Source organism: Geotalea uraniireducens, assembly GCF_027943965.1.
In the GTDB taxonomy this organism is placed as follows: Bacteria; Desulfobacterota; Desulfuromonadia; order Geobacterales; family Geobacteraceae; genus Geobacter; species Geobacter uraniireducens.
Window position 1 is genome coordinate 3,307,148 of sequence record NZ_AP027151.1, and the last position, 16,186, is coordinate 3,323,333.

General features: G+C 63.4%; 14 protein-coding genes. All 14 read right to left on the bottom strand.

Going from position 1 to position 16,186, the window contains the following annotated elements; genetic code table 11:
* Positions 1-3: 3 nt before the first annotated feature.
* Positions 4-1,935: a GspE/PulE family protein gene (locus tag QMN23_RS15460; RefSeq protein ID WP_282000230.1), complete on the bottom strand. Its 1,932-nt coding sequence runs from the start codon at positions 1,933-1,935 to the stop codon at positions 4-6.
* A gap of 63 nt (positions 1,936-1,998) precedes the next feature.
* Positions 1,999-3,549: a LysM peptidoglycan-binding domain-containing protein gene (locus QMN23_RS15465; protein ID WP_282000231.1), complete on the bottom strand. Its 1,551-nt coding sequence runs from the start codon at positions 3,547-3,549 to the stop codon at positions 1,999-2,001.
* Between the two features lie 117 nt (positions 3,550-3,666).
* Positions 3,667-5,079, bottom strand: coding sequence for a hypothetical protein (locus QMN23_RS15470; protein WP_282000232.1), 1,413 nt, complete (start codon positions 5,077-5,079; stop codon positions 3,667-3,669).
* Between the two features lie 58 nt (positions 5,080-5,137).
* Entirely contained in the window at positions 5,138-5,665 is a 528-nt protein-coding gene (locus QMN23_RS15475; RefSeq protein ID WP_282000233.1) for a hypothetical protein, read from the bottom strand.
* A gap of 231 nt (positions 5,666-5,896) precedes the next feature.
* Positions 5,897-6,403, bottom strand: coding sequence for a rubrerythrin family protein (locus QMN23_RS15480; RefSeq protein WP_282000234.1), 507 nt, complete (start codon positions 6,401-6,403; stop codon positions 5,897-5,899).
* 48 nt (positions 6,404-6,451) lie between these two features.
* The gene (locus tag QMN23_RS15485; RefSeq protein WP_282003919.1) at positions 6,452-7,351 is read right to left on the bottom strand and encodes a cation diffusion facilitator family transporter; all 900 of its coding nucleotides are present in this window, start codon (positions 7,349-7,351) and stop codon (positions 6,452-6,454) included.
* Positions 7,352-7,353: 2 nt separating this feature from the next.
* Positions 7,354-9,126: a single-stranded-DNA-specific exonuclease RecJ gene (gene recJ / locus QMN23_RS15490; protein WP_432613080.1), complete on the bottom strand. Its 1,773-nt coding sequence runs from the start codon at positions 9,124-9,126 to the stop codon at positions 7,354-7,356.
* 29 nt (positions 9,127-9,155) lie between these two features.
* Positions 9,156-9,737: a tetratricopeptide repeat protein gene (locus tag QMN23_RS15495; RefSeq protein WP_282000235.1), complete on the bottom strand. Its 582-nt coding sequence runs from the start codon at positions 9,735-9,737 to the stop codon at positions 9,156-9,158.
* Positions 9,738-9,749: 12 nt separating this feature from the next.
* A complete protein-coding gene (secF, locus tag QMN23_RS15500; protein WP_282000236.1) occupies positions 9,750-10,661 on the bottom strand; it encodes a protein translocase subunit SecF in 912 nt (303 codons plus the stop codon).
* Between the two features lie 10 nt (positions 10,662-10,671).
* Complete coding sequence (secD, locus tag QMN23_RS15505; RefSeq protein WP_282000237.1) at positions 10,672-12,273, bottom strand: protein translocase subunit SecD; 1,602 nt, start codon at positions 12,271-12,273, stop codon at positions 10,672-10,674.
* Positions 12,274-12,315: 42 nt separating this feature from the next.
* Positions 12,316-12,642, bottom strand: coding sequence for a preprotein translocase subunit YajC (yajC, locus tag QMN23_RS15510; protein WP_282000238.1), 327 nt, complete (start codon positions 12,640-12,642; stop codon positions 12,316-12,318).
* A gap of 64 nt (positions 12,643-12,706) precedes the next feature.
* A complete protein-coding gene (gene tgt / locus QMN23_RS15515) occupies positions 12,707-13,834 on the bottom strand; it encodes a tRNA guanosine(34) transglycosylase Tgt (RefSeq protein ID WP_282000239.1) in 1,128 nt (375 codons plus the stop codon).
* An 82-nt stretch (positions 13,835-13,916) separates the two neighbouring features.
* On the bottom strand, positions 13,917-14,948 hold the full coding sequence (gene queA, locus QMN23_RS15520) for a tRNA preQ1(34) S-adenosylmethionine ribosyltransferase-isomerase QueA (RefSeq protein ID WP_282003922.1): 1,032 nt from the start codon (positions 14,946-14,948) through the stop codon (positions 13,917-13,919).
* Positions 14,949-14,955: 7 nt separating this feature from the next.
* The gene (locus QMN23_RS15525; protein WP_432613081.1) at positions 14,956-16,068 is read right to left on the bottom strand and encodes a SpoIID/LytB domain-containing protein; all 1,113 of its coding nucleotides are present in this window, start codon (positions 16,066-16,068) and stop codon (positions 14,956-14,958) included.
* Between the last annotated feature and the right edge of the window lie 118 nt (positions 16,069-16,186).

The window sequence follows — 16,186 nt, forward strand, 5'->3', positions numbered from 1 at the left end:
CGCCTATTTGAGACAGACCTTGCGGACTTCGTGAATATCGGTAAGCCCCTGGAATACTTTGAGGATGCCATCCTGCCGCAGGGTCGTCATACCCTCGGCGACGGCTTCGCGACGGATGAGGTCGGTGTCGGCCTTCTTCTTGATCAGACTCCTCATTACGTCGGTGCACTCGAGGACCTCGTGAATGCCGATCCGGCCGCGGTAACCGCTCTGCCCACAAGAGGGACAGCCGACCGGCCGAGCGAGAACCAGCTCGCTGCCGACCAGCCCCGTCGCCGCGAACTGCTCCTCGCCGTACTCGGCAATGATCTCCGCCAGTTCGCGCCGTTCGGGACGATAGAGCTCGCGGCACTCTTCGCAGAGCCGGCGGGCGAGCCGCTGGGCGATAATGCAGAGCAGCGAATCGGAAAAGCCGAAGGGGTCGAGGCCGATATCGAGCAACCGGGTAACCGTTTCCGGCGCCGAGTTGGTGTGGAGGGTCGACAGCACCAGGTGGCCGGTCAGTGACGCTTCGATGGCGATCGAGGCTGTTTCGGCATCGCGCATCTCGCCGACCATGATCACGTCGGGATCGAGCCGAAGGAACGAACGGAGGGCGGCAGCAAAGGTCAGGCCGATCTTCGGGTTCACCTGCACCTGGCGAAGCCCCTTCTGAGTTATTTCCACCGGATCCTCAGCGGTCCAGATCTTGACCTCCGGCCGGTTGATCCGGCCGATGGCCGCATGGAGGGTAGTGGTCTTTCCGGCCCCGGTCGGGCCGACGACGAGAACCAGCCCGTACGGCTTGGCAATCGACGATTCGAAGACCCGCAGGTTCCGGTCGGTGAAGGCCAGGCTGTCGAAGGAATAGCTTTCGCCGATGTTGACCAGCCTGAGCACTACATCTTCGAGCCCGCCGGCGGTCGGCATGGTGGCAACACGCAGTTCCATGTCCAGCGGACCGAACTTCTTGAAGTTGATCTTGCCGTCCTGGGGCTTGCGCTTCTCGGCGATATCGAGATCGGCCATGATCTTCAACCGCGACGGGATCGCGTACTTGTACTTGTAGGGGATGCGCTGGTAGACCTTGCAAAGGCCGTCGACGCGCATCCGGACGATCACGTCCCCCTTGCCCGGGTATGGCTCGATATGGATATCGGAAGCCCGGCTCTGGAAGGCATCGAAGATGATCTTGTTGACCAGCTTGACGATGATGCTGTCCCGCTCGGTAACCTTGCGGACCTCGTCGTCGATCTCCGGTTCGTCCTCGGCGGCACTGGCGCTCAGGATCTCGACGATGCTCCCCGGGGTGATCTCGAGATCTTCCTCGTCGAATAACTGGCTCGGTCCGGCAGCAGTCTTGTACAGTCGCTGCTGGGCCTTGACGATCTCGCTTTCGGGGGCGATCACCGGAATGATCCGTGCCCGGATGCTCTGTTCGAGTTCTTTCAGCTCATGCAGCTTGACCGGATAGGCCATCGCCAGCGTCAGGGTATTGCCGATCTTGGAGATCGGCACGATCCGCTGCTTCTGGGCATAGCTTGAATTGATGTACCGGGCGAGGTCCGCCTCAATTTCCAGGGTATTGATATGGACGAAGGAGAGATCGTACTGGGTTGCCAGCGCCTTGGCCAGCGCTTCCTCCTCGATGAAGCGCAGCCTCAGCAGCGCCCGCTCTAGGGGGACGCCGTCCCGTCTGGCGGCAGTTCGGGCCTGGTTCAGCCGCTCCGGGTCGATGAGCCGTTCCTTGAGCAGGATGTCGCCCAGCTTTTGCCGCTTGCCGGTCTGTTCCAGGATATAGGAAAGGTCGTTCTCGCTGAGGAAGCCAAGCTTGCAAAGGAGCTGGCCGACCGGCTGACCGGGGAACACCTTCTGCAGCTCCAGCGCCTCCTTGAGCTGTTCCTCGGTGACGAGCCGGTTTTCGATGAGCAGCTCACCGACTTTTTTCTGAGACATGGCGATCAATCCTCGTCGGCGGACGGGAATTCCCGGCGCCCGGCAAACGGCGCCGGCAGTGATTCAATAGGTAACGACGCGATAGCCGCCGTAATCGAGCAGGTCGCGGAACAGCGGATCGATGGTGGCGTTGGTCAGGAAGAGTTCACCGGACCGCCCCGCCAGCCCATGGACCTTGAAGCCCGACAGGCGGATATCGTAAGGGAGATGGCGATTCGCCAGCAGTTGGTAGCTGGCATAGCTGCCGGGGATGCGCAGCCGGGAGAGGATTTTTCCCGACACCTTCTGGAAATCGTCCTGCGGATCGAGCATGATTACCCGGTAACCGCGGGTTTCGAGGAGCCTGGTGAGGGTATAGCTGACCGGATCGCCGTCGAAATAACTGACGACATACCGATCGCCGCCACTCTCGAAATAGCGGTCGGCCCGGACGAACAGCCGGACGCCGCCGTCATCGACGCCATACAGCTCCACGTTACGGTCGGTCTCGAAGGGGAGCGACAACGCCCGGAGGATTTCGTCGGCGAGCGGCCGCGGTTCGCGGGCGGTGATCTGATGGACGGTTTCGTCTACGGCGGGACGGGATTCCCCCTCCCGGGCCGGGAACGGCTCCAGCAGCTGGAATCCTTCCTGATGGAGGAATTGGGCCAGCGCCGTCGGCATGGCGCGCCGGTTGTCGCCGACGTTCAGCAGCACCACGTCGTGGCGCAGCAGGCTGTCGGCGGTCTTTTCCACCTTGAAATCGGCATTCACCGTCAGCTTGGGATCGGTGCCGAACTCGAGGGAGACATTCTCCTCAACCGAGTAGAAATGGCCGCCGGCCAAAAGAGAAGCGATGAACCGCTTGCGGTTGCGCGGGTTCTCGGCAACGATCCGGAGCGACGGGTCCTTCGCCTCGATCAGGGACCGGACAAGGGGAGGAAGTTTTCCCCCCGCATCGACCAGAATCCGCCCCCCGTCGGCGGCGGCGAAGGTCGGAAAGTTAGCCGGATCGAGGGAAAGCGAGAAGTTTTTGTCTTCAATGGCAATCGGCTGAAAGGAACTGTGCGTCGGCGGGACCAGATCGTCCCAGACCCGCCGCGCCGTCTCGACGCCGTCGGGTTGTTGCCGCTCCGCAGCCACCTTAACCATCTGCAGCGCATGGGCAGCGTCTTCCCGTCGGCCGGCTGCCACTGCGGGCACCGGGGCTTGGGCGGCAGGCTGCCGTTTCGCCGCGTGCTCCTCGTTGCCGGTAGACCGCGTCTGGCCAAGAGGAATAAGGAGGAGCTGTCCCACCCGCAGCCGGCGAATGTCGGTAATGCCGTTCCGCCGTTTGACTTCCGGGATCAACGCTTCCGCTTCGCGGTTGGAAAGGCCGTAATCCCGCATCAGGATCTTGAAGATGTGATCGCCCGCCTTGACCCGGTATTCGGAATCTTCACCGGACCGATGCCCGGCCTTTCTCACGGCATGTCCGGCCTTTTCGCGGAGCGACTGCTGCGGGGAGGCGTCAAGTGCACGGGGGTCAAGTTCGAAACGGGGATCGAGCGCGAAGCCGGCGCGGGGTTGCCGGCAGACGAGGATTAGGGCGGCAAGCGCAATCCCCGCGTAAAACCTGGACGGTACCGATATCATTCATTCTCCCGTCAATAAATGTGTTTCCTCACATGAGAGCTGCATGATAGCAACTTTTCCCCCGCTGTCAATGCAGATTGCGTTCCACTCCGCCGGCCGAGGTAAGCGGGCCGCCGCTCAGGGGAGTGAAACAACTATCCCCCGGATCGCGCCTCCCTTTTGCCGATAGAGCGCAATCTCCCCTTTGCCGCCAAACCGCCCCTGTTCGACGAGATAGCCGGCTTTCCGCTGACGGGCGAGCCGCCCCCGGACGGTATCCCCCAGCAGTTCCTTACTGACCGTGGCGACAAACGATGCGGGAATGGCGGCGCCATGCCGACCGATCACCTGTACCGCCCGTAAGGCCCCTTTTTCACGGAAGAGACGAAACTCCATGGTCTTGCCGAGGTAACGCTCCCAGCCGGGGTTGGCCTTGGCAAAGCCCGGATCAAGGCCGGCCGCCGGCACGAAAGACGGAAGAGCGCTTTGCTTGGGCGCGGCAGGGGGCAGGGCAATCGGCTTGGCGGGTCCGGCCGCCGGCACCGCCGGTGCGGGCATTTGCACAGGCGATCTTTTAACCGGAGGAATAACCGGTGACGATGTCGGCCGCAGAAAGAACAGCGCACCGCCAACTACGGCCGCCAGCGCCAGGGCCGCCAGCGGCAGCCAAAGCGACAGCCGGACCCCTTGCCGCATGCTACCGGCTTCGTATTCCGGCGACGGGATCGCCGCCCATTCGAAGGAGGGCTCCGGCACGGCCGTCGGCGGCACGTTGTCCCCGACGCCGGACGGTGCGGCAGGCGCAGGTTCGGCAACGGGACGTTGTTCGGCCGCCGCGGTGACGATCGGCGCGACAACCGGCGGGACGGCCGGCGCCGCTGGTTCGACGGGCGGTTCCGGCGGCGGGCATGTTGCCGCGGCAACGGCCGCGGGGGGGGTGGACAACTCGACCGCTGCCGGTTCCTGAGCCGACCGGGAGGAAACCTCGGCAGGAGACTCTGGCACGGAAACGGAGCCTGCAGGGACTGCCGGTGGGCAGGGCAGCGCCGGCTCCGGCGGCTCGGGCGCCGTCTCCCAGTCGAAGAACTCGAAATCGGGCGCCGGTCCGGTGGCATCGCCGGTGACAATCGGCGCGGCGCCGGCAGACGGGGGAGTTTCGTCCGGAACGTCCGTCTCCTGCCACTGGTCGGGAGCGATCGCCACCAGCTGATTCCTGAAGGAAGCCAGCAATTCCTGGTCGGCAAGGGAAAAATCGAAGGTGTCGTCAAACCATTTTTTCCCCCCCTGCAGCTTGAGGCTGTCGCGGTGTGCCAGCACGATCCGGGGGGCATCCCCGCGCAGCAGGGTCTTGATGTGCCGCGCCACCGTTTCGCCGGAAATCCCCGAGATGCTGTTCTGGATGAAGACGGCGGCCGGGCGGTTGTCAAAGACCTCCTTGAGCCCCTGGTCGAAATCGGCGGACAGCCGCATCCGAGCCCGGCAATGGGGTTTGAGCAAGGCGAGCAGCTCGGCTGCCCGGGCATCATCAGAGATGAAGAGTATGGAAATCATTACCGTCTCCGGGGTTCCAGGTAAAACTGACCACGATTCGTTACCGGCTGAATAGCCGTCAGGGGCAGACATTCTCCAGGCGGGAGAACAGCTCCCGCCGCTCGGGGGAACGGGCGCGTACCTCGACAAGGCAGCGCTGTTCGGTCCGCCGGCCGCTCAACACGGCAGTCGGCAAGGTCAATGTGGCAAAGCCGTCGGCGGCTGCGGCGGCCTGGCGCGCCACCAGCGCCACTGCATCCTCCAGGTCGTGGGAGGGGGCGACATAGCGCGGATCGCTCACCGATTCGATCCAGCCGTCCCGTACCAGGAGGTCATACTCCTCGCGCGGGGCGTTGGCCTCCGTGCCGACGGCCCGGGAAACGGTCACCAGGACCGCATTCCCCTCCCGGCGGGCAATCTTCCCCCACCATTCGCCCTGCCGGACATCCTGACCGGCGGCAGCCACTGCCCCGGCCAGCAGTTCCGCGCTGCCGGCAGGCCGATGCCTGACCAGCGCCACGCCGCTCTCCCGGACGGACGCCACCGGACCGCTACAGGAAGCCGCCAGGGGAATCGCCAGAAGCGGCAGCCACAACTTGATGTTCATGATACCTCCCCGACTGAACCGGGTGATGCGGCACGCTGTGCCGTCACTACCCTTATCGTCAGGAAGGCGAAAACTCTTGAATGACTGCACGACGTCAGCTGCCGTTACGCCTGCCGGCTGGTTGATCCCGGTGGCAGTGGGCGCCCGGGCAGTGCGGCGTCACAAGTGCCGAACTGCGCCGGGCGACGCAGAAACCGGGGCCGCCAGGAATGAAAAGCAACCGTGCGAGGTCTAGGATACCTTGAAGAAGGCGGTCCCCTTGGCACCGCAGACGGCACACTGCTCGGGAGCGGCCCGCTCAACGGTATGGCCGCAGACCGGGCAGACATAATAGTCGAACTCCTCCGCAGCCGCGCCGAGAGTGTCGAATGCCTTCTGGTAGAGGGCGGCGTGGACTTTTTCAACCGCGTTTGCATAGGTGAACGACCGGCGGGCAGCGGTAGCCCCCTCAAGCTCGGCATCGGCGATCATCTGCGGATACATGTTCTTGAATTCGTGGGTCTCCCCGGCGATCGCCTCAAGCAGATTCTCCCGGGTCGGCCTGATCCCGCCCAGGGCACGCAGGTGATTGTGGGCATGAACGGTCTCGGCCTCGGCAGCAGCCCGAAACAGCCGGGCAACCTGGGGGAAACCGTCTAGGTCCGCCTGCTTGGCGAAGGCCAGGTACTTGCGATTCGCCTGGGATTCGCCGGCAAACGCTTCCTGCAGATCGTGTACTGACTTCGGTGTTTCGCTCATGGGTATCCTCCTTGAATGGCGCCCTGCCCACCCCGGCCAGCGGGAAGGTCAGAGCCGGATGAGATCCTGATGCTCTTCGTCGTGGGGATTGATGTGGATCATGACATCGCCGACATTGGCATACCGCTCGAAGATCAGCTGTTTGACCCTGGTGGCGATATCGTGGGAATGCTTGACCGTCATCTGGGGATCCATTTCGAGTTTAAGGTCGATGATAATGTACTGGCCGGAGCGGCGGGCACGGATCTCATGAACATGCTCCACCCCCTCGACCGCTTCGGCGATCTCGGTGACCGCCGCGATCAGGTCCTCGGACGGGCTGCCGTCCATCAGATCGTGGGCCGCGTTCTTGAACGTCTCGAACCCGATATGAAAAATGAAGAACGCCGTCAGACCCGCCGCCAGCGGGTCCATGATCCCCACGCCCAGATAGGCGCCGCACACGCCGATCAGGGTCGCGACCGAGGTCACGGCATCCTTGCGATGATCCTTGGCGACCGCCAGCAGGGCGGGACTTTCGAGACGCCGGCCGGTGGTGCTGGAAAAGCGGAACAGCCACTCCTTGACGCCAATGGTGATCACCGCGGCGATCACGGCAATCACTTCCGGTGACTGGTAGGTCCGGTCAAGCACGGTATGGACCGATTTCACCAGGATACCGGCGCCGGTGACGAAGATCACCAGCGAGACGAAAATGGCGGCAATGCTCTCCGCCTTGCCGTGACCATAGGGGTGTTTGCTGTCGAAAGGCTGGCGGCCGATCCGGAGGGCAATCAGCGTCGCCAGGATGGCGATGAAATCGCAGGCACTCTCGACGCCGTCGGCAAACACCGCTTCCGACCGGCCGTAATAGCCGGCAAACAGTTTCATCGCCATCAGGCCGGCGTTGACCCAAAACCCGACCTGCATTACCCGCTCGGCCTTATCGAATCGCTCATTGCGCTGCATCATCACTCCTCGTGTGCTACCCGGAAATCTTTGAGCTGGAGCTGCAGTTCCCGTCGGCCCTGCCACTCGTTCCACTGCACCGCCGCGACAAGATCGACGCGCTCACCGGCCGCCCCCCCCCGGCTCGCCATATTGAAGCCGATGGCCCCGAATCGGCAGCCGTCTTTCTCCAGGCGAAGTTTCAGGTGCTGCTCCTTGAGTATTCGCCGGTCGAGCACCGTCACCCCCCGCAGCAGGAAGAGCGGTTCGGGATTCCCCATGCCGAACGGCGCCAATGAGCCGACGAGCCCGGCCAGTTCGGCGGTGACTTCGGCCGGCGCCAGTTCGGCATCGATAGTCAACAGCGGCAGGAGATCGTCGGCGGTCAACGTTCGGGACGCCACCTCTTCGAACCGGGCGGCGAACCCGGCGACGGCCTCTTCGGCAACGGCCAGCCCCGCCGCATGTTTATGGCCGCCGAACCGCTGCAGATGCCCGCTGCACTCCCGAAGAGCGTCATGGAGATGGAATGCCGGGATGCTGCGTCCCGACCCTTTCCCTTCGCCGTCCTGCAGGGCCACCAGCACGGTCGGCCGGTAAAATTGCTCGACCAGCCGCGAGGCGACGATGCCGATCACCCCCGGATGCCAGTCGGCGGCGGCCAGGACGATACTTTTCCGCGCCGCGGCCGTTGGGTCCTGCGCCAGCATGGCAAGCGCCTCGCCGAGAATTGCCCGCTCCAGGTCTTGCCGCTCGCTGTTGTGCCCGTCGAGTTCAGCGGCAATCGATAACGCCCGTTTTTCATCCGTCGCCAGCAACAGTTCGACCGCCCGCGACGCATCTTCGAGCCGCCCGGCGGCATTGAGCCGGGGCGCCAGACGGAACCCCACCGCGCCGTAACCGACCTCGCCGTCGATGCCGGCCACCCGTTTCAACGCCCGGACGCCGATCCGGCGGGCGGCGGTCAGCTCCTGCAGGCCGTGCTTGACGAAAATCCGGTTCTCGTCGAGCAGCGGGACAACGTCGGCGATGGTCCCCAAGGCGACGAGATCCAGATATTCGCGGAGATTTGGCTCGTTTCGGCCGGCGAAGGCGCCTTCCCGCCGAAGCCGCCCCCGCAGGGCGATCAGCAGATTGAAAGCCACTCCCACTCCGGCCAGCGCCTTGAACGGATAGGGACAACTGGGTCGGAGCGGATCGATCACGGCACAGGCCAGGGGGAGTTCCGGCCCGGGCAGGTGATGGTCGGTAATGATCAGATCGATGCCGAGCGAGGCAGCGTACGCCGCCTCGGCAACCGCCGAAATGCCGCAATCGACGGTCACAATGGCCCGGGCCCCCTGGGCGGCCACGGCCCCGATACTCTCGGCCGACAGGCCGTAACCGTCGTCGAGCCGATGCGGAATATGATAGAAGCAGCTGAAGCCGGCCGCCCGGAGAAAATCGACCAGCATCGCCGTGGCGGTGATCCCGTCGACGTCGTAATCGCCGTAGACGCAGACCGTCTCCCCCAGGTGCCGGGCACGGCCGAGCCGTTCCACCGCTTCACTCATCCCCCGCAGCAGAAGCGGATCGCGAATATCCGCCAGGGTAGCCGCGAGAAACCGCCGCCCGGAGTCGGCATCAGCGACACCGCGGCCACTGAGCAGCCGGGCGAGCAGCGGCGCGACGGCCAGTTCCCTCGCCAGGCGCTCTGCCACTGCGGGATCGACGTCGCGGATAATCCAACGTTTTTCGTTAACCGGTTCCATGATCGGCTCGACGGGCTGCAGCCGGTTCCAACAGCTATCGCCCAAAAAAAACCCCCGCCGGAGCGGGGGGGCTGTTACTTTTTGAAGGCCGGCGCCGCTTGCATTCCCTTGGCCTGATCGATCATCATCCGCACCTGCTGGGCGTTGGGATTGGTCGGATCGACTTCGAGAAAGCGGGACCAGGCCTTGATCGCCTTGTCGGGCTGTTTCAGATCCTCCATATAGACGATCCCGAGATTGTAGAGGCTCTGACCATGTTTCGGATCAATCTGCTGCGCCTTCTCGAAATTGGCGATCGCCCGGTCGAACCAGCCGAGCCGACGGAACATGATCCCTTGGTCGGTAAGGACATTCGGATTGTTCGGCTTGAGCTGGAGCACCTTGTCATAGGCGTTGATCGCCTTCTGCGGCTGGTCGGTATCGAAGTAGTCATTGCCGAGCTGGAGCCAGACCTGCACATTGCCGGGGTCCTTGGCAACGATCTTTTCCGCTTCGGCGATCCGTTGCTGATAGTCGACGGGTGAGCCGCCGCCAACCGGCACGCCGCCCGTGGCCGGCAGCGAGCTTTTCTTGCCGCTGACCCCGATGACCAGGTAACCGCCCAGAAAACCGACGAGCAGTGCGACAACTACATACAGTACGGTCTCCTTCTTCACAGGCGGCCTCCTTTATGCCTTGCTCGCCTTGGTGCGCCCTTCCCACACCGCGACGATCGGGCTGGCGACAAAGACGGACGAATAGGTGCCGACAGCGATCCCGATCAGCAGGGCCAGAGCGAAGTCGTGGATCACTTCGCCGCCGAAGAAGAACAGCGAACCGGCTGCCAGGAAGGTGGTGAGCGACGTAATGATCGTTCGCGACAGCACCTCGTTGATGCTGACGTTGAAGATACTCGTCAGGGAATCCTTGGTATTCTTGTGCAGGTTCTCCCTGATCCGGTCGAAGACAACCACCGTGTCGGTCAGCGAATAGCCGGCGATGGTCAGCACGGCGGTGATGAACAGCAGGTTGACTTCCTTGTTGAGGACGAAGAAGACGGCGAACATCGCCAGCACGTCATGCATGGTGGCGACCAGCGCCCCGATGCCGAACTGGAAATCGAACCGCCAGGCAATGTAGATAACGATTCCGACCATTGAAATCATCACCGCCACCAGGGTGTCCTGGCGCAGCTTGTCGCCGATCGCCGGACCGATTTCACTGGAACTCTCCACGACAAACTGGTTGCCCGGCAGTTCCTGGCGGAAGGCGTTCTCGATGGCGTCGGCGGCTTTCCCCTGCTGGCCCGCGGCCGTTTTCCCGACCTTGATCAGCAGTTTGTTCCCTTCCTTGATCTCCTGCAGGTTGGCTTCCTTGAGGTTGTGCTTGGCCAAAGCCGCCCGGGCCTCCTGAATCGGCACCGGTTGGGCGAATTTAAGCTGGACCGCCGTCCCGCCGGAAAAGTCGATCCCCATGTTGGCGGCACCGCGGGCGATCTGGATGATGCCGATGATCCCGAGAATGGCGATGATCGAAGAAATGACGAACGAGATGTTCTTCTTGCCGATGAAGTCTATTGTGGTTTTGCCGATAAATTCCATGACGTTCCCCCTAGATGCTCAGTCGCTTGACCCGCAGGCGCAACAGGGCGAAGTCGAAGATCGCCTTGGTACCGACGAGGGCAGTGAAGAGGTTGATGATGACCCCCAGGCTGAGGGAGACCGCAAAGCCCTTGACCGGCCCGGTGCCGAACTGGAAGAGCACCGCCGCCGTAATCAGGGTGGTCACGTGGGAGTCCATGATGGTCAGGAACGCCTTGTCATAACCGGAATCAAGCGCCGCTTTCGGTGGCTTGCCGAGCCGCTGTTCTTCGCGGATCCGCTCGAAGATCAGCACGTTCGAGTCGACCGACATCCCGATCAACAGGACGATGGCGGCGATGCCCGGCAGGGTGAGCGTCGCACCGAGGGCTGCCAGCGCCCCCATCAGGTAAAGTACGTTCAGCACCATCCCGAAATCGGCCACCAGCCCCGCCATTTTGTAGTAGATCGCCATGAAGATGACGACCAGCGCCACCCCGACCAGACCGGCAATCAGCCCCTTGTTGATGGAGTCCTGGCCGAGGGAGGGACCGACGGTCAGGTTCTGGACGATATCGACCGGCGCGGGGAGCGAACCGGCCCGCAGGACAATCGCCAGGTCAGAGGCTTCCTTCTCGGTGAACGAACCGGAAATCTGGGCGCTGCCGCCGGAAATCCGCTCCCGGATCACCGGCGCCGAGTAGATGGTGTTGTCGAGGACGATGGCGAAGCGCTTGCCGACATTGGCGGCAGTGACCTGATCGAAGAGCCGGGCGCCGGTCGAGTTGAACTCGATGGCAACGTACGGCTGGTTGAACTGGGAATCGATCCGGACCTGGGCATCGGTCAGCAGGTCGCCGGTGATCATCGCCTTCTTCTTGACGACGAGCGGCGTCTCGGTGACGGCGCCGGTAGTCGGATCGGTCCGTTTCTCGACCAGGATCTCGTCATCTTCGGGGATCGTCCCCGGGGTGGCAGTGGCGGCATTCACCGTCTCGTCCACCAGTTTGAACTCCAGGCGGGCGGTCCGGCCAATCAGCTCGATGGCCCGCTTCGGATCCTTGATCCCGGGGAGCTGAACGACGATATGGGTTTGCCCTTCCCGGGCGATTACCGGTTCGGAGACGCCGAACTGGTCAATCCGGTTGCGGATGGTCTCCAGCGCCTGGGCAACGGCCCGGTCCTTGCGCTCCTGAATCTCCTTGTCGCCCATCTTCAGCTGGATGCTGACAAACCCGCCGTCATCATAGGGGGGAACGAGCTCCATGTTCGGATACTTGTCCTTGATCAGCTTCTGGGCCGCTTCGGCGGTTCCCTTGTCATAGAAAGTCATCCCGACCCGATCACCGCCGATCCGGCCGATCTTCTTATAGCGGAGCGTCTTGGAATTGAAGACGTCCTCCAGATCGGTACCGATGAGATCGAGCGTCCCTTCCACGGCTTTCTGGGTCTCCACATCGAGCACCAGGTGGGTCCCCCCCTGGAGGTCGAGGCCGAGATGGATCTTGTCCTTGGGCAGGACCCCGGACCACCAGGACGGCAGGGGAGAAACCAGGGTCGGGGTCAGGTAGAGCAGCGAAACGATGATGAAGAGCGCAATGAGACTGAAGCGCCAAGTTAGCCCCTTGGACATGCGCGAAGCTCCTTTCGAACGGTCGTCCCCGAAGTGGGGCCGTTACTTGTCGGTCTTGGAAATGCTGGCGATGAAGCCCTTGGTGATCTTGATGCTGACCCCGGAAGCGATTTCCAGCATGACCACATCACCGTCGATTGCCGAGATCTTGCCATGGATACCGCCGGCCGTCACCACCTGGTCACCCTTTTTGAGGGCGTCCAGAAGCGACCGGTGCTCCTTGGCCTTTTTCTGCTGGGGCCGGATCAGCAGGAAATAGAAAATCCCGAACATGAAGATCAGCGGCACGATGTTCATGATCGCCGACTGCGCCCCGGCGGGTTGCCCGCCTCCCGGCTGTGCTGCCATGGCAAATGCAAGTCCTAACATTGAATTACCTCCGACGTTTAATGATAACAAAGCAAGTGTAACGCAGGCGGCGCGAAGGAACTTCCTACGCGCCGTCAAACGATTGTACGCCCTGCCTCTTGGAATAAAACTCGCGGCGGAACTCGGCAAAGCGGCCCGCGGCCACCGCCTGGCGGATCTGTCCCATCAGCGCCAGGTAATAGTGGAGATTATGGTACGTATTGAGCCGAGATGCAAGGATTTCGCCGCACCGGTAGAGATGACGGAGATACGCCCGGCTGAAATTACGGCAGACATAACAGTCGCACTCAGGATCGACCGGTCCCGAATCCTCGGCATAGGCTGCGCCCTTGATATTCACCCGACCAAAGGAGGTAAAGAGCATCCCGTTCCGGGCATTGCGGGTCGGCATCACGCAGTCGAACATGTCGAAGCCGTGCCAGACCGCCTCAACCAGATCCTCCGGCGCGCCGATCCCCATCACGTAGCGAGGCTGATCGTCAGGCAGGAACGGTGCGGCATATTCCATCACCTCGTACATCAGTTCCTTTTCCTCGCCGACCGACAGGCCGCCGAGGGCATAACCGTCGAAACCGATCTCCCGCAGCTCCGCCGCGCTCTGCTCCCGCAGGTCACGGTACATCCCCCCCTGAACGATGCCAAACAGCGCCTGGTCGTGCCGCTGCTGTGCCGCCCGGCATCGGCAGGCCCAGCGGGTCGTCCGTTCCAGGGAGTTCCGGGCATACTCGCGGGTCGCCGGATAGGGGGTGCACTCGTCGAAGCACATGGCGATGTCGCTGCCGAGGGCCTCCTGGATGGCAACCGCCCCTTCGGGGGTGATGACATGGTACGAGCCATCCAGATGGGACTGGAATTTGACCCCTTCTTCGGTGATCCTGCTCAGCTCGTTGAGGCTGAAGACCTGGAAGCCGCCGCTGTCGGTCAGGATCGGCCGGTCCCAGTGCATGAAACGGTGCAGCCCGCCCAGCCGGCGGATCAGTTCGTGTCCCGGCCGGATATAGAGATGATAGGTATTGGCGAGGATGATCTGGGCGCCGATGCCGGTGAGCTCCTCGGGAGTCATCGCCTTCACCGTCGCCTGGGTGCCGACCGGCATGAAGATCGGCGTTTCGATCGTCCCATGCGCTGTTGCCAAAGAACCGAGCCGCGCCCGGCCATCCTGTCTGATTACCTTGAAATCAATCGCTGCCAAATACACCTACCAGGGGTAAGCCACCGGAGCATGCGTCACGGGAGCGACTCTCGTCAGTCCCCGGCGCCCCGCCGTGAGCCGGTTAATAGATAAACATCGCGTCACCGTAGCTGAAAAAACGAAACCGCCGCGCTACCGCCTCGGCATAGGCGGCGAAGAGCAGCTCCTTGCCGGCAAACGCCGAAACGAGCATCAGCAGGGTCGATTGCGGCAGATGAAAATTGGTGATCAGGGCGTCGACCGCCTTGAACCGATAGCCGGGATAGATGAAGATATCCGCGTCGCCCTCCCCGGCCGGGATCGTCCCGTCAGCCGCGGCGGCATACTCCAACGCCCGACAGACCGTGGTCCCGAGGGCAACCAGCCGGCCGCCGCGAACTCGGCACTGCCGAATCGCCTCGGCCGTCGTTTCGGGAATCAGATACCGTTCCCGGTGCATCCGGTGTGCCGCCACCTCCTCGACCCGGACGGGGAGAAAGGTCCCCAGCCCCACGTGAAGGGTCAGCGGCGCAACCACCACCCCCCGCTGCGCCAGTTCGGCCAGCAGCTCGGGGGTAACGTGAAGGCCGGCGGTCGGTGCTGCCACCGCACCCCGGTGCCGGGCAAAGACCGTCTGGTAACGTGCCCGGTCGGCAACGGCCGGCGCGCGGCGGATATAGGGCGGCAGCGGCATGGCGCCATTGCGGTCGAGCCACTCGTCGAACCCTGCCGGCGGGCTGAACGAAACCGCCCAGGTCTCCCCCTCGCCGGGGCCGAGCACTTCGGCGGTCACCTCGCCGGCGAGCCGGATGAGCAGTCCCGGCCGGGGCCGTTTGGAGCAGCGCAGCAGGCAGTGCCACACCTCACCGGCAGCGGCCAGGCGTCGGACCAGAAACACCTCCACGGCACCGCCGCTCTCCTTGCGACCGTGCAGTCGGGCCGGGATCACCCGGGTATCGTTGATCACCAGCAGGTCGCCGGGGCGGAACCGCTCGACGATCTCCCGGAAAGGGATCTCGCCGCGGGCACCGGTCGCCCGCTCCACCGTCATCAGCCTGGTGGCGGCCCGGTCCGGCAACGGCTCCTGAGCGATCAGCTCGGGTGGCAGCGGGTAATCGAAATCGGCGACGAGCAACGGTTGGCTACCGGTCATCGAATTTTTCCAGCCGGGCACCGGGATAGTAATAGCTCAGGATCTCCCGGTAAGAGAAACCGTCGGCGGCCCGCTGCTTTGCCCCCCACTGGCAGAGGCCGACGCCGTGGCCATACCCCCGACCGGTAAAGACCGCCGCATCGCCGGTAATCCGCACGGTGAAATTGGTGCTCTTGATAACGGTATAGCCGACGATCTTGCGGAAAGCGACCGCCGGCACGGTGGCCGTCCCCCGGGCCGAGACAAACGCCAGCTCGGTCAGCCGGCCGCTGTCGTTCCGCTTCCCTTCCCGGATATCGCGCAGCCCCTGCACATTGACGCCGGCAGCGCGGAGCAGCGATTCGAGCTTTTTCAGCGGGATGGTCTGCTCCCAACGGCTGGCGGGGTTGGCAGAGCAGTAAGCGCAATCCACGCTCCGCAGATAGGGGAGCTTCACTCCCCAGACGTTTTCGGGCACCTCGGTCCTGCCGCCGCAGCTGGAATGGTAGAAAGCCTGGATCGGCTGGCCATCGTAGGTAAGCACCTCGCCGGCGGTCTCCTTCACCCCGCGGGCAGCCCGGCTGTCCTCGATCTCGCAGCCGTCGTAGACCTGGTCGAGAACCGACGACTCCAGATGATAGGGAGCGTTGGCCCGGGCCTGTTTCTGATACAGCGCGTAGGTCCGCGCCACCACCGCCTGCGCCTTGATGGCCTCCATGGGCCAGAGCGACGAAATCTCGCAGTTGATCAGGCCGACCAGGTACTCTTCCAGCGGCAGTTCGTTCACCACCAGCAGCCCCTTGTCGAGAGGCGAGATGTCGAGGGTGCCCCGGTACCGCTTGCCATTCACCTGGATGGTGGCGGCGGCGGCAACGATCAACCGGCTGACGATCCGACCGTCGACGGCCAGACCCTCCCGCACCCGCTTGACCTGGCACGGCGGGGCCAGGGGGACCGGCCGGCCGCTTTCATCGGTGGCCAGCAGCCCGTCACCGGCAAGTTGGACCGTCTCGACCCCTTTCAACAACGCCACCCGGATGGTCTCCTGGCGAAAAGGCGCGGCTTCGCCGCGGCTCCCCCCACTCAGCACCAGGGCAACGAGTATGAGCCAAAGATACTTCACGAAGTACCACTTACCTTCCGTCGGCGGCCGTCGCGACCCACCGCAAAACAAAGCAAGGAGGAATTTCCTCCTTGCCGACCCGCAAACGAATCTCCGCCATGGCTTTTTGGCAAATGAA